The organism is Pseudomonas sp. CFBP 13711, from assembly GCF_014842265.1.
Taxonomy (GTDB): domain Bacteria; phylum Pseudomonadota; class Gammaproteobacteria; order Pseudomonadales; family Pseudomonadaceae; genus Aquipseudomonas.
The window spans coordinates 933,783-954,400 of the sequence record NZ_JACYVI010000001.1 but is presented as its reverse complement, the minus strand read 5'-3'; the positions used below and the strand labels follow the sequence as shown (position 1 = coordinate 954,400).

Genomic DNA, 20,618 nt, shown 5'->3' with positions numbered 1-20,618 from the left:
GTCAATCATGTTTCATGGTCAATTTTCACTTATTCGGCTAAACTTCCCGGCCCTGCTAGACGAACCCCATCATGCGTGTCGCTGACTTTACCTTCGAGCTCCCGGATTCATTGATCGCTCGCCATCCTTTGGCGGAGCGACGCAGCAGCCGTTTGCTGACCCTCGACGGGCCAAGCGGCGCGCTGGGACACCGCCAATTCACTGATTTGCTGGAGCATTTGCGCCCTGGCGATCTGATGGTCTTCAACAATACCCGGGTGATTCCGGCGCGGCTGTTCGGGCAGAAAGCCTCTGGCGGCAAGCTGGAAATTTTGGTCGAGCGCGTTCTCGATCAGCACCGTGTGCTGGCCCATGTGCGCTCCAGCAAGTCGCCCAAGCCGGGCTCGACGATCCTCATCGATGGGGGTGGCGAGGCCGAAATGGTCGCGCGCCATGATGCGTTGTTCGAACTGCGCTTTGCCGAGCTGGTACTGCCGCTGCTCGAGCGCGTCGGGCACATGCCATTGCCTCCTTATATAGACCGCCCGGATGACGATGCCGACCGCGAGCGTTATCAGACCGTGTATGCCCAGCGCGCCGGTGCGGTAGCAGCACCGACGGCAGGTCTGCATTTCGATCAGACCATGATGGACGCGATTGCCGAGAAGGGCGTCGAGACCGCATTCGTGACGCTGCACGTCGGCGCGGGCACCTTCCAGCCGGTGCGTGTCGAGCGCATCGAAGACCACCACATGCACAACGAGTGGCTTGAAGTTACTCAGGAAGTGGTCGACGCCGTGGCGGCCTGTCGCGCACGCGGCGGTCGGGTCATCGCCGTGGGCACGACCAGCGTGCGTTCGCTGGAAAGTGCCGCACGCGATGGCGTGCTCAAGCCCTTCAGCGGTGACACCGATATCTTTATCTACCCGGGCCGACCTTTTCATGTGGTCGACGCGCTGGTCACCAACTTCCATTTGCCGGAATCGACGCTGTTAATGCTGGTCTCGGCATTCGCCGGTTATCCCGAAACCATGGCGGCCTATGCGGCTGCGGTGGAGCACGGTTACCGCTTCTTCAGTTACGGGGATGCCATGTTCATCACCCGCAATCCCGCGCCGACCGCTCCCGGGGAATCCACCCCGACGGACTCGGCCCCAGAGGATCACGCATGAGTCGCACCTGTCGTATGTCTTTCGAGCTGCTGGCCACTGATGGCAAAGCACGTCGCGGTCGTTTGACCTTTCCTCGCGGCGTTGTCGAAACGCCTGCGTTCATGCCGGTCGGCACGTATGGCACGGTCAAGGGCATGCTGCCTCGGGACATCGAGGCCACCGGCGCTCAGATGATCCTCGGCAACACCTTCCACCTGTGGCTGCGTCCGGGCACTGAAGTCATCAAGGGCCACGGCGACCTTCACGATTTCATGCAGTGGAAAGGCCCGATTCTGACCGATTCCGGCGGTTTCCAGGTGTTCAGCCTGGGCGCGATGCGCAAGATCAAGGAGGAAGGCGTGACCTTCGCCTCTCCGGTTGACGGCGCAAAAGTGTTCATGGGGCCTGAAGAGTCGATGCAGGTTCAGCGCGACCTCGGTTCCGACGTCGTGATGATCTTTGACGAATGCACGCCGTATCCTGCGGACGAAGAGGTTGCGCGCACCTCCATGGAGTTGTCGCTGCGCTGGGCCAAGCGCTCCAAGATCGCTCACGGCGAGAACACCGCGGCGCTGTTCGGCATCGTTCAGGGCGGCATGCACGAGAACCTGCGCATGCGCTCCCTCGAAGGCCTGAACGAACTCGACTTTGACGGCCTGGCGATTGGCGGCCTGTCGGTCGGCGAGCCCAAGGACGAGATGATCAAGGTGCTGGACTATCTGCCGGGCCGCATGCCGGCTGACAAACCTCGTTACCTTATGGGTGTAGGCAAGCCCGAGGACCTGGTTGAAGGTGTCCGCCGCGGCGTCGACATGTTCGACTGCGTGATGCCTACGCGCAATGCGCGCAACGGTCATCTGTTCATCGACACCGGTGTGCTGAAAATCCGTAATGCGTTTCATCGTTACGATGAGTCGCCGCTGGATCCGACCTGCGACTGCTACACCTGCAAAAACTTCTCCCGCGCCTATCTGCATCACCTGGACAAGTGCGGCGAAATGCTGGGTAGCATGCTTAATACGATCCACAATTTGCGCCATTACCAGCTGCTTATGGCTGGTTTGCGCGAGGCTATTCAACAAGGTACATTGGCCGCCTTTGTCGACACGTTCTATGCCAAACGCGGGCTTGTGACGCCGTTACTGGACTGAGCGACATCCGGTCTTTCGCTTCCTATTATTAAAATATGCAACTGGAGTGTTAAATGAGCTTTTTCATCTCTTCCGCTTTCGCGGATGCGGCTGCCCCTGCTGCTGCAGGCCCTATGGGCGGCGGCTTCGAGTGGATTTTCCTGGTCGGCTTCCTGGTCATCTTCTATCTGATGATCTGGCGTCCACAGGCCAAGCGCGCCAAAGAGCAAAAGAACTTGCTGGGTAACTTGCAGAAGGGTGATGAAGTCGTCACTACCGGCGGTATCGCGGGCAAGATCAATAAAGTGACTGATGACTTCGTTGTTATCGAAGTGTCCGACACCGTAGAGCTGAAGATCCAGAAGGGCGCAATCGCTGCCACCCTGCCCAAGGGCACTCTGAAAGCCATCTGATTCCAGTCTTTTACCAATCGACGGGGCGCGCAAGGCGCCCCGCGTTATAAGCAGGCGGCGTGATGTTGAACAAATACCCTCTGTGGAAATACATCCTGATCCTGGCAGTGCTGGTGATCGGTTTTATTTATTCCGCACCCAATCTCTACCCTGATGACCCGGCTATCCAAGTCAGTGGCGCAAGCACTGCGCTGCAGGTCAACCAGGCTGATCTGGATCGCGTAAGCAAGGCGCTTACCGATGCTGGCATCGCGGTCAAGGGCGCGTCTCTGGCCGAGAATGGCAAGGGCGGTTTGTTGCGTCTGACCAAACAGGAAGACCAGCTGCCAGCCAAAGATGTCGCACGCAAGGCGCTGGGCGATGACTACGTTGTTGCGCTCAACCTGGCTCAGACTACGCCGAAATGGCTTCGCAGCATTGGCGCTACGCCGATGAAGCTGGGTCTCGACCTGTCCGGTGGCGTGCACTTCCTGCTTGAAGTCGACATGGACAAGGCGCTCAGTGCGCGTCTGAATGTCTACGAAGGCGAAGTGAAGAGCCTGCTGCGCAAGGAAAAAGTGCGTTATCGCAGCCTTCCGCAAGATAACGGCGCCGTCCAGCTGGGCTTCAGCGATGCTGATACCCGCGAACAGGCCCGTGCGCTGATCCGCAAGGACTACACCGATTTCGATATCACCACGAGCGATCGCGGCGAGATGCCGATCCTGCGCCTGGCCATGACCCCAGCCAAGATCGCTGAAATCCGCGAATACTCGATCAAGCAAAACCTGACCACCGTGCGTAACCGGGTCAACGAGCTGGGCGTCGCCGAACCGCTGGTTCAGCGTCAGGGCGCCAACCGCATCGTGGTTGAGCTGCCAGGTGTTCAAGACACCGCCGAAGCCAAGCGTATTCTCGGCAAGACCGCCAACCTTGAGTTCCGTCTGGGCGCAGGTCCCGACGACAACAAAGCCACTACCGAGATGTTCGAGTTCCGCGAAGGCGGTCGTCCTGCGGCGCCGGTCGAGCGTGGTCTGATCATCACCGGTGACCAAGTGACTGACGCCAAGGCCGGCTTTGACGAGCACGGCCGTCCTCAGGTGAACATCAAGCTGGACGGCCATGGTGGTGATCTGATGAGCCGCGCCACCCGCGCGAATGTCGGTCGCAGCATGGCGGTGATCTTCATCGAGCAGAAGCCGACCACCACCTACACCAAGCAAGTGGTCAACGGCGTTGAAAAAGACGTGCCGGTTCAGACCTTCAAGGAAGATAAGAAGATCATCAGCCTGGCGACCATTCAGTCGCCGCTGGGTGCTCAATTCCGTATCACCGGCCTGAATGGCGCGGGTGAGTCTTCCGAGCTGGCGCTGTTGCTGCGTGCCGGTGGTCTGGCTGCTCCGATGTACTTCGCTGAAGAGCGCACCATTGGCCCGAGCCTGGGTGCCGACAACATCACCAAGGGTATCGATGCATCCCTGTGGGGCATGCTGTTCGTCTCGCTGTTCATCCTCGCCATCTACCGTTTCTTCGGTCTGATCGCGACGGTGGCGCTGGCCTTCAACATGGTCATGCTGCTGGCACTGATGTCGCTGCTGGGTGCAACGCTGACCCTGCCAGGCATCGCCGGTATCGTCTTGACGATGGGTATGGCGGTCGATGCGAACGTGCTGATCTTCTCGCGGATTCGTGAAGAGATCGCCAACGGCATGACGGTCCAGCGTGCGATCAACGAAGGCTTCGACCGCGCGTATACCGCGATCCTCGACGCCAACCTGACGACGCTGCTGGTCGGCGGCATTCTCTTCGCGATGGGCACGGGCCCGGTGAAGGGTTTTGCGGTCACCATGTCCCTCGGGATCTTTACCTCGATGTTCACAGCCATCATGGTGACCCGCGCAATGGTCAACCTGATCTTTGGCGGTCGTGACTTCAAGAAGTTGTGGATTTAAGGGGCTGCCATGAAACGTACGATCAACTTCATGGGCGTTCGCAACATTGCGTTCGCCATTACCATGCTTCTTACCGTTCTGGCGTTGTTCAGCTGGTTCTATAAAGGGCTGAACTTCGGTCTGGATTTCACTGGCGGCACGCTGATCGAGCTGACCTACGAGCGTCCGGCCGATCTGCACAAAGTGCGCGAAGAGCTGGTTGCGTCGGGTTACACCGAAGCCGTCGTGCAAAGCTTCGGTGCGACCACCGATCTGCTCGTTCGTATGCCGGGTGAAGATCCGCAGCTGGGCAGCCAGGTTGCCGAAGCGCTGCGCAAGACAGGTGCCGATAACCCGGTTACCGTCAAGCGCGTCGAGTTCGTCGGTCCGCAAGTGGGTGAAGAGCTTCGCGACCAGGGCGGCCTCGGCATGCTGCTGGCGCTGGGCGGCGTTCTCATCTACCTCGCCTTCCGCTTCCAGTGGAAGTTCGCAGTGGGTGCCATCGTCTCGCTGATTCACGACGTGGTGGTGACGATGGGTATCCTGTCGTTCTTCCAGGTGACCTTCGATCTGACTGTACTGGCTGCAGTGCTGGCGATCATCGGTTACTCGCTTAACGACACCATTGTGGTATTCGACCGGGTTCGCGAGAACTTCCGTCTGCTGCGCAAGGCTTCTCTGATCGAGAACATCAACATCTCCACCACGCAGACGCTGCTGCGGACCATGGCCACCTCGATCTCCACCTTGCTGGCGATCGTCGCGCTGTGGATCTTCGGCGGCGATAGCCTGCACGGGTTCTCGGTGGCGCTGTTCATTGGTGTTCTGGCGGGTACTTACTCGTCTATCTACATCGCCAACGTGGTGCTGATCTGGCTGAACCTGCGTAGCGAAGACTTGCTGCCACCGGTCACCGTCGACAAGGTGGATGACCGTCCGTAACCGATACTGGTAACCGGCCATCACCTAAAAAGGCGCGAGTGTGAACTCGCGCCTTTTTTTATGCTCCAAGGCTGGGAGTAGCGCGAGCAATCGCGCTGAATATCGTCAGGAGGTTCACGTGAACAAGTCGTTGCTTATTGGTGCAGTATTGGGTGCTGTCGGTGTAACCGCCGGTGGTGCTTTGGCCACCTATAGCCTCGTAAAACAAAGCGGCCCAGAGTACGCAGACGTACTTGCCGTCGAGCCTGTGAAAGAACAAATCAAAACCCCGCGCCAAGTCTGCAAGGACGTTGCCGTCACTCACCGCGCGCCGGTGAAGGACGAGCATCAGATCGTGGGGAGTGTCATCGGTGCCGTAGCGGGTGGCCTGCTTGGCAACCAGGTGGGTGGCGGTACTGGCAAGAAGATCGCCACGGTCGCCGGTGCGGTCGGTGGTGGTTACGCCGGTAACAAGGTTCAGGAAGGCATGCAGAACCGCGATACCTACACAACGACCGAGTCGCGCTGCAACACCGTCAACGACATCAGCGACAAGGTGGTTGGCTACAACGTGAAGTACAAGCTTAACGACAAAGTTGGGCAGGTTCGTATGGACCGTGATCCAGGTAGCCAGATCCCCGTCAACAAGGACGGTCAGCTGGAGCTGAGTCAAGCGGGCCAGTAATAGCCTGTAGAGCTAATCAAAAAAAGCACCTTCGGGTGCTTTTTTGTTGCCCAGAGCACAGGCGTTCGGGCACAAAAAAACCGGCACATGGCCGGTTTTTTGTACAGCGTGCTCGGCTTAGCGCTTCAGCGAAGCCGGCACGAACGGAGCGATCGAGGTGAGGACCGCTTTGAAGCATTTGGTGTTGCCGGCAACGATGTGGCCTTTTTCAAGGAAGTCGTGACCGCCGTTGAAATCGCTGACCAGACCGCCTGCTTCCTGAATGAGCAGAGCGCCTGCGGCCATGTCCCACTCCGACAGACCCGATTCCCAGAACGCATCGAAACGGCCTGCAGCCACGTAGGCCAGATCGAGGCTCGCAGCGCCGGCGCGACGGATACCGGCAGTCTGGCCCACCAGCGAACGGAACATGTTCATGTAGTTGTCGAGGTTATCGAGCTGGTTCTCGCGGAACGGGAAACCAGTGCCGAGCAGTGCGCCTTCAAGGCTCTTGCGCGGGCTGACACGCAGACGACGGCCGTTCAGGGCAGCGCCACGACCGCGGCTTGCGGTGAACTCTTCCTGGCGGACCGGATCCAGAACAACAGCGTGTTCAAGGCGGCCGCGGTATTTGCACGCGATGCTGACAGCAAAGTGAGGAACGCCACGCACGAAGTTGGTGGTGCCGTCGAGCGGATCGATGATCCAGAGGTAGTCGGTGCCTTCGCCGCTGCCTTCATGCAGGCCGCTTTCTTCGCCAAGGATGCCGTGGGTTGGATACGCCTTGCGCAATGCAGTGATGATGCTCTGCTCGGCGGCGCGATCGATTTCGGTTACGTAATCTTTCGCGTCTTTTTCGTCGACCTTGATGGTATCCAGGCGCTCGATGGAGCGGAAAATCAATTCGCTGGCGCTGCGGGCGGCGCGCAGCGCGATATTCAGCATGGGCTGCATGGATGGATCACCTAGGTCGTTAAAGAGAGCCGGCCATTCTATTGGTTCTCTTGGATGATTTCCAGCGCGAGTGCAGACTTTGCCGCGCGTCCGGTCGGCTTGGCGTGCGCAGGTCAGCGGTGCCCTGTCACCTTTTAGTGGCGCATCCCGTGCGTGAGGCGCAAGGTTCGTGGCGCCGATGGAAGCGCTTCTGTAACATTCGTCCCCCTTTTCACCTGCTAGCGAGACTTCACCAGTGCTGCAAAATATTCGTGTCGTCCTGGTCGGTACCAGTCATCCCGGAAATATCGGTGGCGCCGCGCGTGCCATGAAAAACATGGGCCTTTCCCGTCTGGTGCTGGTTGATCCCGCCATGTTTCCCCACCATGAAGCCGATGCAAGGGCGTCTGGCGCGGGCGACATCCTGGAAGGCGCGCAGGTCGTGGCGACGCTGGAAGATGCGTTGGCAGGCTGCAACCTGGTATTGGGCACCAGCGCCCGAGATCGCCGCATTCCCTGGCCGCTGCTCGACCCTCGCGAAGCGGGCGTCAAGACCGTGGAGCACGCCGCGCTGGGCGAAGAGATCGCACTGGTGTTCGGCCGTGAATACGCCGGCCTCACCAATGAAGAGCTGCAGCGCTGCCATTACCACGTGCACATTCCTTCGGACCCGGAATTCAGTTCGTTGAATCTGGCTGCCGCCGTGCAGGTGTTGAGTTACGAAACCCGCATGGCCTGGCTCGCGGCTGACGGGCAGGCAAGCAAGGTGGAGAAGTTCGAGGTCAACTCGGTGCGCAGTACCGAGCTGGCGACCATGGATGAGATGGAGAAATTCTATGAGCATCTTCAGTCCACGCTGGTCACCATCGGCTTCCTTGATCCCGAGAAGCCGCGCCATCTGATGGCCCGGCTGCGTCGTCTGTACGGGCGCTCTGCGGTCAATCGATCCGAGATGAGCATCTTGCGCGGCATCCTCACCGAGACCCAGAAAGCGGCCAACGGCGAACCCTATAAGCGGAAGGATCAGTGATGTTCGAGCGTCTGCGGGAAGACATCCAAAGCGTGTTTCATCGTGACCCGGCGGCACGAAATGCCTTTGAAGTGCTCACCTGCTATCCCGGCATGCACGCGATCTGGCTGCATCGGCTGTCCGGCTGGCTGTGGCGCAACGATCTGAAGTGGCCAGCGCGCATGGTTTCCAACTTCGGTCGCTGGCTGACCGGCATCGAAATCCATCCCGGCGCTAAAGTCGGCCGGCGTTTTTTCATCGATCACGGTATGGGCATCGTCATCGGCGAGACCGCCGAGATCGGCGATGACGTGACCCTTTATCAGGGCGTAACGCTGGGCGGCACCAGCTGGAACAAAGGCAAACGCCATCCGACTCTGGAGTCCGGTGTTGTGGTGGGCGCGGGTGCGAAGGTACTCGGGCCATTCACAGTGGGTGCCGGGGCGAAGGTCGGTTCCAACGCGGTGGTGACCAAGCCCGTGCCGGCGGGTGCGACTGTGGTGGGCATTCCCGGACGAATCATCGTCAAGTCTGACGACGAGGCCGAAGCCAAGCGCAAGGCGATCGCCGAAAAGCTCGGCTTCGATGCCTATGGCGTCAGCGAGGACATGCCTGATCCAGTGGCGCGCGCGATCGGGCAGTTGCTCGATCACCTGCAAGCGATGGACGTTCGTGTGGAAGACATGGGCAAGGCATTGAAGAGCCTGGGCGGCGAATATCGCGAGAAGGAATTGCCGGAGTTGCGTCAGGAAGTCTTCGACTGCATGAAAGAGCCTCGCCAGGCTGATGCTCCCCGGAAATGAAGCAGCGGCGCGGTTGCAGGCGGCACATGTGCCAATCCCCGCCGCGTTTTGCTATGATGCGGCCGCGATTTTGCGGGTAATCCCGACTGTTCCACTAGGTCTTATAGTTGACTTAAATACTCGGGAATAGCATACTCGCCCTCATTCCGAACCTCCGCGGTACACGCCATGCGACTGACTACAAAAGGCCGATACGCTGTCACTGCCATGCTCGATCTGGCATTGCATGCGCAGCATGGGCCAGTGTCCCTGGCCGATATCTCCGAGCGGCAAGGGATTTCACTTTCCTACCTCGAGCAACTGTTCGCCAAGCTGCGCCGCGGCAACCTTGTTTCCAGCGTACGCGGTCCCGGCGGCGGTTATCAGTTGTCCCGCGACATGCAGGGCATTCAGGTGGCGCAGGTGATCGACGCGGTCAACGAATCGGTTGACGCGACGCGCTGCCAGGGGCTCGGTGATTGCCATGCTGGCGACACCTGTCTGACCCACCACTTGTGGTGCGACCTCAGTCAGCAGATTCACGAATTTCTAAGCGGTATCAGCCTGGCCGACCTCGTCACTCGCCGTGAAGTGCAAGAAGTCGCCCAACGTCAGGATCTGCGCCGTTGCGGTAGCAAGACGCAGCCACTGGACAAGATTGAAACATCCGCCGTTGAGTGAACGCAGATGAACGCGCGGCGCGCCTGCCCGATAGGAGATATTCAATGAGATTGCCGATTTACCTCGATTATTCCGCAACCACCCCGGTCGATCCGCGTGTTGCGCAGAAAATGAGCGACTGTTTGCTGGTAGATGGCAACTTCGGTAACCCGGCGTCGCGCTCCCACGTCTTTGGCTGGAAGGCTGAAGAGGCGGTAGAGAACGCGCGTCGTCAGGTCGCTGATCTGGTCAATGCCGACCCGCGCGAAATCGTATGGACTTCCGGTGCAACCGAGTCCAACAACCTCGCGATCAAGGGTGCTGCGCATTTCTATGCCTCCAAAGGCAAGCACCTGATCACCAGCAAAATCGAACACAAAGCCGTGCTCGACACCATGCGTCAGCTTGAGCGTGAAGGCTTTGAAGTCACCTACCTCGAGCCGACCGAAGATGGCCTGATCACTCCGGCCATGATCGAAGCTGTCCTGCGCGACGACACCGTTCTGGTCTCGATCATGCACGTCAACAACGAGATCGGTACGGTCAACGACATCGCAGCGATTGGCGAGATGACCCGTTCCCGCGGTGTTCTCTTTCACGTCGACGCAGCGCAGGCCACCGGCAAGGTTGAAATTGACCTGGCCAACCTCAAAGTTGATCTGATGTCGTTCTCGGCCCACAAGACCTACGGTCCTAAAGGCATTGGCGCACTGTGGGTCAGCCGCAAGCCACGTGTTCGCATCGAAGCCGAAATGCACGGTGGCGGTCACGAGCGTGGCATGCGTTCCGGTACGCTGGCGACGCACCAGATCGTTGGCATGGGCGAAGCGTTCCGTGTTGCCAAGGAAGACATGGCTGCCGAGAACGTTCGCATCAAAGCCTTGAGTGATCGCTTCTATCAGCAGGTTGCGCATCTGGAAGAGTTGTACGTCAACGGCAGCATGACTGCCCGTGTGCCGCACAATCTCAACCTGAGCTTCAACTATGTGGAAGGCGAGTCGCTGATCATGGCGCTTAAGGATCTGGCGGTATCGTCCGGCTCCGCATGCACCTCGGCTTCGCTCGAACCTTCCTACGTGCTGCGCGCTCTCGGTCGTAACGATGAGCTGGCACACAGCTCGATCCGTTTCACCTTCGGTCGCTTCACCACTGAAGAAGAGATCGACTACGCCGCGCAGAAAGTCTGCGAGGCTGTCACCAAGCTGCGCGCCTTGTCGCCGCTGTGGGACATGTTCAAAGACGGCGTCGACATCTCCAAGATCGAGTGGGCGGCGCACTAATTCAAAGTCGCCATTTCATGCGGCACTTTGAAAACCGGGTTTTCCAAGTGTCGTGAGAGCGACGTGTTGTATCTGATGAGGATTGCACCATGGCTTACAGCGAAAAGGTCATCGACCACTACGAAAATCCCCGCAACGTCGGCAAGATGAATGCGGAAGACCCTGATGTCGGCACCGGCATGGTCGGCGCGCCGGCATGCGGCGACGTCATGCGTCTGCAGATCAAGGTCAACGAACAAGGCATCATTGAGGACGCCAAGTTCAAGACCTACGGTTGCGGCTCTGCCATCGCGTCGAGCTCCCTGGCCACCGAGTGGATGAAGGGCAAGACTCTGGATGAAGCAGAGACCATCAAGAACACTCAGCTGGCTGAAGAACTGGCCCTGCCGCCAGTGAAAATCCACTGCTCCGTGCTCGCTGAAGACGCCATCAAGGCGGCCGTTCGCGACTACAAGCAGAAGAAAGGCCTGCTCTAAGCAGAGTCTGTTCCGCTGCGTTAAGTAACTTGCGTGAGGTAAGGAGTTCCGATGGCTATCAGCATGACCGAAGCGGCCGCCAACCATGTACGCCGCTCCCTCGATGGGCGTGGCAAGGGTGACGGCATTCGTCTGGGCGTTCGCACGACCGGTTGTTCAGGCCTTGCCTACGTGCTCGAGTTCGTCGATGAGCCGGAAAGCGAAGACACGGTGTTCGAGTACCACGGCGTCAAGGTGATCATCGATCCCAAGAGCCTGGTCTATCTTGACGGCACCGAGCTCGATTTCGTCAAGGAAGGGTTGAACGAAGGCTTCAAGTTCAACAATCCCAACTCGCGCGGTGAATGTGGCTGCGGCGAAAGCTTCAACGTCTGAGGCTTATTGTGGGTACTCCTTGTCACTTTGCTTTATTCGACCTGCAGCCGGGCTTCAATCTGGATCTCGACCTGCTGGCGACGCGTTACCGTGAGCTTGCCCGGAGCGTGCACCCCGACCGTTTTGCCGACGCCCCCGAGGCTGAGCAACGGGTTGCGCTGGAGCGCTCTGCCAGTCTGAACGACGCCTACCAAACGCTGAAGAATGCGCCCAAAAGGGCGCGCTACCTGCTCGCGCTGAAGGGCGAAGTTCCGCTGGAAGTCACCGTCCAGGATCCCGAGTTTCTGATGCAGCAGATGCAGTGGCGCGAAGAGCTCGAAGATCTTCAGGACGACGCGGATCTGGCGGGTGTCGCGGTATTCAAGCGCCGGCTTAAGGCTGCCCAGGAAGAACTGAACGAAAGCTTCGCGGCTTGTTGGGACGATGCTGCACAGCGAGACCAGGCCGAAAGGCTGATGCGTCGCATGCAGTTCCTCGACAAGCTCTCCTACGAAGTGCGCCAGCTCGAAGAGCGCCTCGACGATTAACCCCGCGCCGTCCTTCTGGGGCGGCACGCCAGTGATATCAGAAAAGCAATGGCTCTACTGCAGATCGCCGAACCCGGCCAAGCTCCAAAACCTCATCAGCGTCGCCTGGCTGTCGGGATTGACCTCGGCACCACCAATTCGCTGGTGGCTGCCCTGCGCAGCGGCATCAGTGAGCCGCTTCCCGACGCAAACGGTCAGGTCATCCTGCCGTCTGCCGTTCGCTATCACGCCGAGCGCGTCGAAGTGGGCCAGTCGGCCAAGGACGCTGCGGCGACCGATCCGCTGAACACCATCATTTCCGTCAAGCGCCTCATGGGTCGCGGGATCTCCGATGTGAAGCATTTGGGTGGGCAGTTGCCCTACCGTTTCACCGGTGGCGAGTCGCATATGCCGTTCATTGAGACGGTGCAGGGCCCGAAGAGCCCGGTTGAAGTGTCGGCTGACATCCTCAAGGTGCTGCGTCAGCGCGCTGAAGAAACACTGGGTGGCGAGCTGGTCGGCGCGGTCATCACCGTTCCTGCCTATTTCGATGACGCTCAGCGTCAGGCCACCAAAGACGCCGCGAAGCTGGCGGGTCTGACCGTCCTGCGCCTGCTCAACGAACCCACTGCAGCTGCCGTGGCGTATGGCCTGGATCAGAACGCCGAAGGCGTGGTCGCCATTTACGATCTGGGCGGCGGCACATTCGACATCTCGATCCTGCGCCTGACCGGCGGCGTGTTTGAAGTCATGGCCACTGGCGGCGACAGCGCGCTGGGCGGTGATGATTTCGACCACGCCATCGCGACCTGGATCATTGCTGAAGCCGGTCTGTCCGATGACCTCGATCCGGCTGCCCAGCGCCGTTTGATGCAGACGGCGTGCGCGGCGAAAGAATCCCTGACTGACGCCGATTCGGTTGAAGTCGTCCATGGCGACTGGCAGGGCCTACTCACCCGCGCCGCATTCGATGCCCTTATCGAGCCGATGATCGCCCGCAGTCTCAAAGCGTGCCGTCGTGCCGTTCGCGATTGCGGCATCGAGCTGGATGAAGTCGAAGCCGTGGTCATGGTGGGCGGTTCCACCCGTGTCCCGCGTGTTCGCGAAGCCGTTGCCGAGCTGTTCGGCCGTCAGCCGTTGACCGAGATCGACCCGGATCAGGTAGTCGCCATCGGCGCTGCAATCCAGGCCGATACGCTGGCAGGCAACAAGCGTGATGGCGGCGAGTTGCTGCTGCTCGACGTGATCCCGTTGTCCCTGGGGCTGGAGACCATGGGCGGCCTGATGGAGAAGGTCATTCCGCGCAACACCACGATCCCGGTGGCCCGCGCCCAGGAATTCACCACTTACAAAGACGGCCAGTCGGCCATGATGATCCACGTGCTGCAAGGCGAGCGTGAACTGATCAGCGACTGCCGTTCTCTGGCACGCTTCGACCTGCGTGGCATTCCCGCGATGGTCGCCGGCGCTGCGAAAATCCGCGTCACCTTCCAGGTCGACGCCGACGGCTTGCTCAGTGTGTCCGCCCGCGAGCTGGCCTCGGGCGTGGAATCGAGCATTCAGGTCAAGCCTTCGTATGGCCTGACTGATGGCGAAATCACCCGCATGCTCAAGGATTCGTTCCAGTACGCCAGTGATGACATGGTGGCTCGCGCGCTGCGTGAACAGCAGGTCGACGCTCAGCGTTTGCTCGAGGCGGTCGAAGGCGCGTTGCAGGCTGATGGCGAGCGCTTGCTCGATGCCGAAGAGCGCATGGTCATCGACCTGCAGATGGAAGAACTTCGTGAATTGATGAAGGGCAATGACGGCCCGGCCATCGAGCAGCAGACCAAGCGTTTGTCGCAGGTGACCGATGCGTTCGCCGCCCGCCGCCTTGACTCGACGGTGAAAGCCGCGCTGTCAGGGCGCAACCTGAATGAGATTGAGGAATAACTGATGCCGCAGGTTACATTTCTGCCACACGCCGAGCATTGCCCGGACGGGATGGTTGTCGAGGCTGAAGTCGGCAAGTCGATTCTGGAACTCGCCCACGATCACCACATCGAGATCGAAAGCGCATGCGGCGGCGTCTGCGCCTGCACCACCTGTCACTGCATCATTCGTGTGGGGTTCAACTCCCTCGAGGAAGCGGACGAGCTGGAAGAGGACTATCTTGATCGTGCGTGGGGTCTGGAAGCGCAGTCTCGCCTGGCCTGCCAGGCTAAGGTCGGTACGGAAGACCTGACTGTCGAGATCCCGAAATATTCGCTTAACCACGCTGCCGAAGCGCCGCACTGATCGAGAAGCTGTCATGAGTTACGGTTGGAATGACGTACAACGCATCGCTGAAGAACTCGCCGAGGCTCATCCCGGCGTTGACCCTTATTCAGTAGGGTTTACCAAGCTGCAACTGATGATCAAGCAACTGCCGGATTTCGACGACACCTCTGGCCGCGTCGGCGAAAAAGTGCTCGAGGCGGTCCAGACGCTCTGGGCCGACGAAATCGACTGATCAGATTTGCACGTTAGGCAATAACATCAAACCCGCGTATAATTCGCGGGTTTAATTTTTCGCAATAATCACTGCTTCTGGAGTTACACCATGGCTGTTCAACGTACTTTCTCGATCATCAAGCCTGATGCTGTTGCCAAAAACGTCATCGGCGAGATCACCACTCGTTTCGAAAAAGCCGGTCTGCGCGTTGTCGCTTCGAAACTGAAGCAACTGTCCAAAGCCGAAGCAGAAGGTTTCTACGCTGAGCACAGCGCTCGTGGTTTCTTCGGTGATCTGGTTGCATTCATGATCTCCGGCCCGGTTGTCGTGCAGGTTCTGGAAGGCGAAAACGCTATCGCTCTGAACCGCGAACTGATGGGCGCTACCAACCCTAAAGAAGCCGCTGCCGGCACCATCCGTGCTGACTTCGCTGATTCCATCGACGCCAACGCTGTTCACGGCTCCGACTCCGAAGCCGCTGCTGCTCGTGAAATCTCGTACTTCTTCGCTGCTACCGAGGTAACCACTCGCTAAGCTATTGCTGCGAGTGAGGGTGAATCCATGACTGAATCAACTGGCAAAATCAACCTGTTGGGTCTGACCCGGCTGGAAATGGAAAAATTCTTCGAGTCTATCGGGGAGAAACGCTTCCGCGCCGGTCAGGTCATGAAGTGGATTCACCACTTTGGCGTCGATAACTTCGACGCCATGACGAACGTCGGCAAGGCCCTGCGCGAAAAGCTGCAGAGCCGCGCCGAAATTCGGGGTCCTGAAGTCGTCAGCGAGGACATCTCCACCGACGGCACCCGCAAATGGGTCGTCCGTGTCGAGTCCGGCAGCTGCGTCGAGACCGTTTACATTCCGCAAGGCAAGCGCGGCACCCTGTGTGTCTCGTCCCAGGCGGGTTGTGCGCTGGATTGCAGTTTCTGCTCCACCGGCAAACAAGGCTTCAACAGCAACCTCACCGCCGCCGAAGTCATCGGTCAGGTGTGGATTGCCAACAAATCTTTCGGCAGTGTCCCGGCTACCGTCGACCGTGCCATCACCAACGTGGTGATGATGGGGATGGGCGAGCCATTGCTGAACTTCGACAATGTCGTTGCCGCCATGCATCTGATGATGGATGACCTGGGGTACGGCATTTCCAAGCGCCGGGTGACCCTGTCCACCTCCGGCGTGGTGCCGATGATCGATGAGCTGTCCAAGCACATCGACGTCTCGCTGGCCCTTTCGCTGCACGCGCCCAATGACGCGCTGCGCAACCAGCTGGTGCCGATCAATAAAAAGTACCCCCTGAAAATGCTCCTCGAGTCCTGCCGCAACTACATGTCTGCGTTGGGCGAAAAGCGTGTGCTGACCATCGAGTACACGCTGCTCAAGGACATCAACGACAAGCCTGAGCACGCCATCGAGATGATCGAGCTGCTCAAGGACACGCCCTGCAAGGTCAACCTGATCCCGTTCAATCCGTTTCCGCATTCGGGCTATGAGCGCCCCAGCAACAACGCGATCCGTCGTTTCCAGGATCTGCTGCATCAAGCCGGCTTCAACGTCACTGTGCGTACCACGCGCGGTGAAGACATCGATGCTGCCTGCGGCCAGTTGGTCGGGCAGGTCATGGACCGCACCCGTCGCAGCGAGCGCTATATCGCCGTGCGGGAGCTCAGTGCCGATGCCGACGTGGTGCAGGTCGCTTCCGCTCGCAATTGAATGCGAATTTGACTGAGAGGATCTCTATGTCCCTGCGCGTTGCGCTGCTGCTCTGTTTTGCCACGCTGCTGGTCGGTTGTGTGTCCACCGGCAACGTCGATCCGCTGAGTACCAGCAAGGGACGTGACGAGGCTCGTCAAGCTTATGTGCAGTTGGGGTTGGGCTATCTTCAGCAAGGCCAGATGGAACGAGCCAAGGCGCCTCTGAAAAAAGCGCTCGAGCTAAACGGCTCCGATGCGGACGCCAATGCCGCGCTGGCTCTGGTGTTTCAGGCCGAGATGGAACCGGAACTGGCGAACCAGTATTACGAAAAAGCGTTGTCGGCACGTTCCAAAGACGCGCGAATCCTTAACAATTACGGCAGTTTTCTCTACCAGCAAAAGCGTTACAAGGAAGCTTACGAGCGCTTCGAGCAGGCCGCTGAAGATAACCTCTACGCCGAGCGCGCCCGGGTGTTCGAAAACCTCGGCATGACGGCTGTGATGCTCGGCAATCGCGACGCCGCCCGTGAGCATTTCGACAAAGCGCTGCGTCTGGATCGTCAGCAGCCACGCGCGTTGCTGGAAATGGCTGAGTTGTCGTACGAAGACAGGCATTATGTGCCGGCGCGCGATTACTACGAGCGTTTCAGCCAGTTGAGCGAGCAGAATGCGCGAAGCCTCTTGCTCGGCACGCGGCTGGCGAAGGTGTTTGATGATCGCAACAAGGCAGCCAGTTACGGCTTGCTTCTAAAAAGACTCTATCCCGGTACGCCGGAATATCAGCAATACCTGTCGGAGCAATGATGAAAGCGGCGCATCCCGAAGTTGTAGCAGCCACTCGCACGAACCCAGGCGAAACATTGCGACAGGCCCGCGAGAGCAAGAACTGGTCGCTGCCAGATGTGGCGTTGAGGCTCAACCTCACCGTGACTTCCCTGACTCATCTGGAAGCAGGCGATTTCGACAAGCTCCCCGGTCATACCTTTGCCCGCGGCTATGTCCGTGCCTACGCCAAGCTGCTGGACCTTGATCAAGCTGCATTGGTCAGTGCGTTCGATCAGTACACCGGCACCGACGGCAAGGGCAGCAGCGTTCATGCGCTGGGCCGAATCGAAGAGCCGGTGCGCCTGTCCCACAATATCCTGCGCATCGTCAGCCTCTTGCTGCTCATCGCGTTGATCGGCGGCGGCTTCGTGTGGTGGCAGGATCAAGCCACCCTGCGCGGCAAGGAGCCGACCAATCTGGGCATGGAGCACGTCGAAGTCGAAAGCGCCGACGGCACCACCCAGATCCATCCGCTCGACGAGCCGGAAGATCAAGCTGTGGCTCAAGGTCAGACCGCGCTGCCGTTGAATAACGCCGAGCCTGCGTCCGCGCCTGAAGCGCCTGCTTCATCCAGCACCGCGTCCAGCAGCACGGGCACCGTTGCAGGCGCTGTTGTTCCCCACAGCACATCAACCACCGCTCCGGTAACGCCTGCGCATACCGCGTCGACGCCAACCGCGCCGGTCACGACCGTAGCGCCAACGCCTGCGACAACCGCGCCCGTCAACAGCGCCCCGAGCGCAACCGCTGACGCCGCGACAGTACCGGCAGGTGCCGGCCGCGTGCAGGTTCAGTTTGTGAATGATTGCTGGACCCAGGTCACCGACGGCAATGGCAAAGTGCTGATGAGCGGTCTCAAGAAAAAAGGCGACAGCCTCGACGTCAATGGCAAGCCGCCGCTGACCCTGCGCCTGGGCTTCGCTCGCGGCGCGCAAGTGAGCTACAACGGTCAGCCGGTTGATGTGGCACCTTTCACCAGTGGCGAAACTGCTCGCCTGAAGCTAGGGCAATAAGTCATGCACGGCGAATCTCCGATCAAACGTCGCGAATCTCGTAAAATCTGGGTCGGCTCGGTGCCGGTCGGTGGCGATGCCCCGATTGCAGTGCAGAGCATGACCAACAGCGACACCAATGACGTCGCGGCCACGGTGGCGCAGATCAACCGTCTGGAAGCCGCCGGCGTGGACATCGTCCGCGTCTCGGTGCCGGACATGGACGCGGCCGAGGCGTTTGGCCGCATCAAGCAGTTGGTCAAGGTCCCGCTGGTCGCGGACATCCACTTCGATTATCGAATCGCCCTGCGCGTTGCCGAGCTGGGCGTCGATTGCCTGCGCATCAATCCGGGCAACATCGGCCGCGAAGACCGCGTCCGTGCGGTGGTTGAAGCGGCCCGTGATCGCGGCATTCCGATCCGCATCGGCGTCAACGCCGGTTCGCTGGAAAAAGACCTGCAGAAGAAGTACGGCGAGCCAACGCCGGCGGCTTTGGTCGAGTCCGCGCTGCGTCATGTCGAGCATCTGGACCGTCTGGATTTCCAGGACTTCAAGGTCAGCGTCAAGGCCTCCGATGTGTTTATGGCGGTCGAGGCTTATCGCCTCCTTGCCAAACAAATCATCCAGCCGTTGCACCTGGGTATCACTGAAGCGGGCGGTTTGCGCTCAGGCACAGTGAAATCGGCCGTCGGCCTAGGTATGCTGCTGGCCGAAGGGATCGGCGATACCATTCGGATTTCTCTGGCTGCCGATCCGGTTGAAGAAGTGAAGGTCGGTTACGACATCCTCAAGTCGCTGCGTCTGCGTTCCCGTGGCATCAACTTCATCGCCTGCCCGAGCTGCTCACGGCAGAACTTCGATGTGGTCAAGACCATGAACGAGCTGGAAGGGCGCCTTGAAGATTTGCTGGTCCCGCTGGATGTTGCGGTGATCGGTTGCGTGGTGAACGGTCCCGGCGAGGCGAAAGAAGCCCACGTCGGTCTGACCGGAGGCACGCCGAACCTGATCTACATCGATGGCAAGCCGGCGCAAAAGCTGACAAATGACAATCTGGTGGAACAGCTTGAACGCTTGATCCGCCAGAGAGCGGCCGAAAAGGTCGAGGCCGACGCAGCGCTGATCGCGCGCGGCTAACCCAGTTTCCAAGGAATATTTGTGAGTAAGTCTCTGCAAGCCATTCGTGGCATGAACGACATCCTGCCGGATCAAACGCCGCTGTGGCGCTACTTCGAAGGCACCGTATCGCGTTTACTGGATAACTACGGTTATCGCCAGATCCGCATGCCGATCGTCGAGTTCACCGACCTGTTCAAACGCTCCATCGGCGAAGTCACCGACATCGTCGAAAAAGAGATGTACACCTTCGCCGACCGCAATGGCGATTCGCTGACCCTGCGCCCTGAAGGCACGGCGGCCTGCGTGCGTGCGGTCCTCGAACACGGCATCACCGGCGGCGGTCAGGTGCAGAAGCTTTGGTACATCGGCCCGATGTTTCGCCACGAGCGTCCGCAGAAAGGCCGTTATCGTCAGTTTCACCAGATCGGTGTCGAGGTGTTCAACCTCGATGGTCCGGACATCGACGCCGAGCTGATCGTCCTGACCTGGCGCCTGTGGGGCCTGCTGGGCATCCGCAATGCCGTCAAACTGGAACTCAACAGCCTGGGCACCAGTGAAGCCCGCGGCCGTTATCGTGAAGCGCTGGTCGAGTATCTCTCGGCGCGTCACGAGCAACTGGACGAAGACAGCCAACGCCGTCTGAAAACCAACCCGCTGCGCGTGCTCGATACCAAACACCCTGAAACCCAGGCTGTGCTGGTCGATGCACCCAAACTGGCAGATTATCTTGACGACGAATCCCGGGTTCACTTCGAAGGCCTGAAGGCGCGTCTCGACGCGGCGGGCATTCCGTACGTGATCAACCCGAAGCTGGTTCGCGGCCTGGATTACTACAGTAAAACCGTATTCGAGTGGGTCACTGACCAGCTCGGCGCTCAGGGCACTGTCTGCGCGGGCGGCCGTTACGACGGACTGGTTGAGCAGATGGGCGGCAAACCGACGTCGGGCGTGGGCTTTGCGATGGGCATCGAACGTCTGGTGCTGCTGCTGGAAACCCTTGAGCAGATTCCCGAAGAGATCGCCCGTACGGTCGACGTTTACGTCTGCGCGTTCGGCGAGGCCGCCGAGCTGGCAGCGCTGACGCTGTCCGAGCGCTTGCGCGATCTGGCGCCGAACCTGCGTCTGCAAGTCAATGCCGGGGCTGGTAGCTTCAAGAGCCAGTTCAAGAAGGCCGACAAGAGCGGCGCGTTGTACGCGCTGATCCTTGGTGACGAAGAGCTGGCGCGCAAGGAAGTGGGCGTCAAGCCGCTGCGCGGTCAGGGCGAACAACAAAATATTGCCTGGGATGCTCTGTCCGAGCACCTGGCCACCTGCATCTCGCAGGGTTGAAGC

General features: G+C 59.6%; 23 protein-coding genes. 22 read left to right on the top strand and 1 reads right to left on the bottom strand.

Annotated features, from left to right (window positions below; translation table 11 throughout):
- Positions 1–71: 71 nt before the first annotated feature.
- From queA to IFT47_RS04315, 6 genes are all read left to right on the top strand, one after another.
- Positions 72–1,151 carry a tRNA preQ1(34) S-adenosylmethionine ribosyltransferase-isomerase QueA gene (queA, locus tag IFT47_RS04340; RefSeq protein WP_192170734.1) on the top strand — a complete coding sequence of 360 codons (1,080 nt, stop codon included), beginning with the start codon at positions 72–74 and terminating at the stop codon, positions 1,149–1,151.
- Positions 1,152–1,165: 14 nt separating this feature from the next.
- Positions 1,166–2,281 carry a tRNA guanosine(34) transglycosylase Tgt gene (tgt, locus tag IFT47_RS04335; RefSeq protein WP_192171046.1) on the top strand — a complete coding sequence of 372 codons (1,116 nt, stop codon included), beginning with the start codon at positions 1,166–1,168 and terminating at the stop codon, positions 2,279–2,281.
- A 53-nt stretch (positions 2,282–2,334) separates the two neighbouring features.
- Positions 2,335–2,673 carry a preprotein translocase subunit YajC gene (gene yajC, locus IFT47_RS04330; protein WP_037012510.1) on the top strand — a complete coding sequence of 113 codons (339 nt, stop codon included), beginning with the start codon at positions 2,335–2,337 and terminating at the stop codon, positions 2,671–2,673.
- A 62-nt stretch (positions 2,674–2,735) separates the two neighbouring features.
- Complete coding sequence (gene secD, locus IFT47_RS04325; RefSeq protein WP_192170735.1) at positions 2,736–4,604, top strand: protein translocase subunit SecD; 1,869 nt, start codon at positions 2,736–2,738, stop codon at positions 4,602–4,604.
- Between the two features lie 9 nt (positions 4,605–4,613).
- The gene (gene secF / locus IFT47_RS04320; RefSeq protein WP_192170736.1) at positions 4,614–5,525 is read left to right on the top strand and encodes a protein translocase subunit SecF; all 912 of its coding nucleotides are present in this window, start codon (positions 4,614–4,616) and stop codon (positions 5,523–5,525) included.
- Positions 5,526–5,643: 118 nt separating this feature from the next.
- Entirely contained in the window at positions 5,644–6,189 is a 546-nt protein-coding gene (locus IFT47_RS04315) for a glycine zipper 2TM domain-containing protein (protein WP_133776208.1), read from the top strand.
- 117 nt (positions 6,190–6,306) lie between these two features.
- Here the strand turns inward: IFT47_RS04315 and suhB are convergent, their stop codons facing one another.
- Positions 6,307–7,122: a type III secretion system regulator SuhB gene (suhB, locus tag IFT47_RS04310; RefSeq protein WP_074886357.1), complete on the bottom strand. Its 816-nt coding sequence runs from the start codon at positions 7,120–7,122 to the stop codon at positions 6,307–6,309.
- A gap of 235 nt (positions 7,123–7,357) precedes the next feature.
- On the opposite strand from suhB, the gene trmJ reads away from it, so the two are divergent.
- The 16 genes from trmJ (at position 7,358) to hisS (ending at position 20,615) form a co-directional block, all read left to right on the top strand.
- The gene (gene trmJ, locus IFT47_RS04305) at positions 7,358–8,131 is read left to right on the top strand and encodes a tRNA (cytosine(32)/uridine(32)-2'-O)-methyltransferase TrmJ (RefSeq protein WP_074886355.1); all 774 of its coding nucleotides are present in this window, start codon (positions 7,358–7,360) and stop codon (positions 8,129–8,131) included.
- On the top strand, positions 8,131–8,913 hold the full coding sequence (gene cysE, locus IFT47_RS04300; protein ID WP_192170737.1) for a serine O-acetyltransferase: 783 nt from the start codon (positions 8,131–8,133) through the stop codon (positions 8,911–8,913). The genes trmJ and cysE overlap by 1 nt, the downstream gene beginning before the upstream one ends.
- Positions 8,914–9,081: 168 nt before the next feature.
- The gene (gene iscR / locus IFT47_RS04295; protein ID WP_172610826.1) at positions 9,082–9,573 is read left to right on the top strand and encodes a Fe-S cluster assembly transcriptional regulator IscR; all 492 of its coding nucleotides are present in this window, start codon (positions 9,082–9,084) and stop codon (positions 9,571–9,573) included.
- A gap of 44 nt (positions 9,574–9,617) precedes the next feature.
- Positions 9,618–10,832 carry an IscS subfamily cysteine desulfurase gene (locus tag IFT47_RS04290; protein ID WP_172610828.1) on the top strand — a complete coding sequence of 405 codons (1,215 nt, stop codon included), beginning with the start codon at positions 9,618–9,620 and terminating at the stop codon, positions 10,830–10,832.
- Between the two features lie 89 nt (positions 10,833–10,921).
- Positions 10,922–11,308, top strand: a complete 387-nt coding sequence (iscU, locus tag IFT47_RS04285) for a Fe-S cluster assembly scaffold IscU (RefSeq protein ID WP_062383507.1) — start codon at positions 10,922–10,924, stop codon at positions 11,306–11,308.
- Positions 11,309–11,359: 51 nt separating this feature from the next.
- Positions 11,360–11,683 (top strand): iron-sulfur cluster assembly protein IscA, encoded by a 324-nt coding sequence (gene iscA, locus IFT47_RS04280; RefSeq protein WP_065990022.1) that lies wholly within the window; start codon positions 11,360–11,362, stop codon positions 11,681–11,683.
- 8 nt (positions 11,684–11,691) lie between these two features.
- The gene (gene hscB / locus IFT47_RS04275) at positions 11,692–12,210 is read left to right on the top strand and encodes a co-chaperone HscB (protein ID WP_192171047.1); all 519 of its coding nucleotides are present in this window, start codon (positions 11,692–11,694) and stop codon (positions 12,208–12,210) included.
- A gap of 48 nt (positions 12,211–12,258) precedes the next feature.
- Entirely contained in the window at positions 12,259–14,121 is a 1,863-nt protein-coding gene (gene hscA / locus IFT47_RS04270; protein WP_192170738.1) for a Fe-S protein assembly chaperone HscA, read from the top strand.
- A gap of 3 nt (positions 14,122–14,124) precedes the next feature.
- A complete protein-coding gene (fdx, locus tag IFT47_RS04265) occupies positions 14,125–14,466 on the top strand; it encodes an ISC system 2Fe-2S type ferredoxin (RefSeq protein WP_192170739.1) in 342 nt (113 codons plus the stop codon).
- Between the two features lie 13 nt (positions 14,467–14,479).
- Positions 14,480–14,680 carry a Fe-S cluster assembly protein IscX gene (gene iscX, locus IFT47_RS04260; protein ID WP_074886338.1) on the top strand — a complete coding sequence of 67 codons (201 nt, stop codon included), beginning with the start codon at positions 14,480–14,482 and terminating at the stop codon, positions 14,678–14,680.
- Positions 14,681–14,770: 90 nt separating this feature from the next.
- The gene (gene ndk / locus IFT47_RS04255; protein ID WP_007916882.1) at positions 14,771–15,196 is read left to right on the top strand and encodes a nucleoside-diphosphate kinase; all 426 of its coding nucleotides are present in this window, start codon (positions 14,771–14,773) and stop codon (positions 15,194–15,196) included.
- 27 nt (positions 15,197–15,223) lie between these two features.
- Positions 15,224–16,372 carry a 23S rRNA (adenine(2503)-C(2))-methyltransferase RlmN gene (gene rlmN / locus IFT47_RS04250; protein WP_192170740.1) on the top strand — a complete coding sequence of 383 codons (1,149 nt, stop codon included), beginning with the start codon at positions 15,224–15,226 and terminating at the stop codon, positions 16,370–16,372.
- A gap of 26 nt (positions 16,373–16,398) precedes the next feature.
- Positions 16,399–17,157, top strand: coding sequence for a type IV pilus biogenesis/stability protein PilW (pilW, locus tag IFT47_RS04245; protein ID WP_192170741.1), 759 nt, complete (start codon positions 16,399–16,401; stop codon positions 17,155–17,157).
- Positions 17,157–18,191 (top strand): RodZ domain-containing protein, encoded by a 1,035-nt coding sequence (locus IFT47_RS04240; RefSeq protein ID WP_192170742.1) that lies wholly within the window; start codon positions 17,157–17,159, stop codon positions 18,189–18,191. Before pilW ends, IFT47_RS04240 begins: the two co-directional genes overlap by 1 nt.
- 3 nt (positions 18,192–18,194) lie before the next feature.
- Complete coding sequence (gene ispG, locus IFT47_RS04235; protein WP_065990008.1) at positions 18,195–19,304, top strand: flavodoxin-dependent (E)-4-hydroxy-3-methylbut-2-enyl-diphosphate synthase; 1,110 nt, start codon at positions 18,195–18,197, stop codon at positions 19,302–19,304.
- A 21-nt stretch (positions 19,305–19,325) separates the two neighbouring features.
- Positions 19,326–20,615 carry a histidine--tRNA ligase gene (gene hisS, locus IFT47_RS04230; protein ID WP_192170743.1) on the top strand — a complete coding sequence of 430 codons (1,290 nt, stop codon included), beginning with the start codon at positions 19,326–19,328 and terminating at the stop codon, positions 20,613–20,615.
- Positions 20,616–20,618 lie beyond the last annotated feature (3 nt).

What these genes read in the sequence shown, in the direction of transcription:
- queA (WP_192170734.1), top strand. Translation starts at nt 72, where the DNA reads ATGCGTGTCGCTGACTTTACCTTCGAGCTCCCGGATTCATTGATCGCT.
- tgt (WP_192171046.1), top strand. Translation starts at nt 1,166, where the DNA reads ATGTCTTTCGAGCTGCTGGCCACTGATGGCAAAGCACGTCGCGGTCGT.
- yajC (WP_037012510.1), top strand. Translation starts at nt 2,335, where the DNA reads ATGAGCTTTTTCATCTCTTCCGCTTTCGCGGATGCGGCTGCCCCTGCT.
- secD (WP_192170735.1), top strand. Translation starts at nt 2,736, where the DNA reads ATGTTGAACAAATACCCTCTGTGGAAATACATCCTGATCCTGGCAGTG.
- secF (WP_192170736.1), top strand. Translation starts at nt 4,614, where the DNA reads ATGAAACGTACGATCAACTTCATGGGCGTTCGCAACATTGCGTTCGCC.
- suhB (WP_074886357.1), bottom strand. Translation starts at nt 7,122, where the DNA reads ATGCAGCCCATGCTGAATATCGCGCTGCGCGCCGCCCGCAGCGCCAGC.
- cysE (WP_192170737.1), top strand. Translation starts at nt 8,131, where the DNA reads ATGTTCGAGCGTCTGCGGGAAGACATCCAAAGCGTGTTTCATCGTGAC.
- iscR (WP_172610826.1), top strand. Translation starts at nt 9,082, where the DNA reads ATGCGACTGACTACAAAAGGCCGATACGCTGTCACTGCCATGCTCGAT.
- IFT47_RS04290 (WP_172610828.1), top strand. Translation starts at nt 9,618, where the DNA reads ATGAGATTGCCGATTTACCTCGATTATTCCGCAACCACCCCGGTCGAT.
- iscU (WP_062383507.1), top strand. Translation starts at nt 10,922, where the DNA reads ATGGCTTACAGCGAAAAGGTCATCGACCACTACGAAAATCCCCGCAAC.
- iscA (WP_065990022.1), top strand. Translation starts at nt 11,360, where the DNA reads ATGGCTATCAGCATGACCGAAGCGGCCGCCAACCATGTACGCCGCTCC.
- hscA (WP_192170738.1), top strand. Translation starts at nt 12,259, where the DNA reads ATGGCTCTACTGCAGATCGCCGAACCCGGCCAAGCTCCAAAACCTCAT.
- fdx (WP_192170739.1), top strand. Translation starts at nt 14,125, where the DNA reads ATGCCGCAGGTTACATTTCTGCCACACGCCGAGCATTGCCCGGACGGG.
- iscX (WP_074886338.1), top strand. Translation starts at nt 14,480, where the DNA reads ATGAGTTACGGTTGGAATGACGTACAACGCATCGCTGAAGAACTCGCC.
- ndk (WP_007916882.1), top strand. Translation starts at nt 14,771, where the DNA reads ATGGCTGTTCAACGTACTTTCTCGATCATCAAGCCTGATGCTGTTGCC.
- rlmN (WP_192170740.1), top strand. Translation starts at nt 15,224, where the DNA reads ATGACTGAATCAACTGGCAAAATCAACCTGTTGGGTCTGACCCGGCTG.
- pilW (WP_192170741.1), top strand. Translation starts at nt 16,399, where the DNA reads ATGTCCCTGCGCGTTGCGCTGCTGCTCTGTTTTGCCACGCTGCTGGTC.
- IFT47_RS04240 (WP_192170742.1), top strand. Translation starts at nt 17,157, where the DNA reads ATGAAAGCGGCGCATCCCGAAGTTGTAGCAGCCACTCGCACGAACCCA.
- ispG (WP_065990008.1), top strand. Translation starts at nt 18,195, where the DNA reads ATGCACGGCGAATCTCCGATCAAACGTCGCGAATCTCGTAAAATCTGG.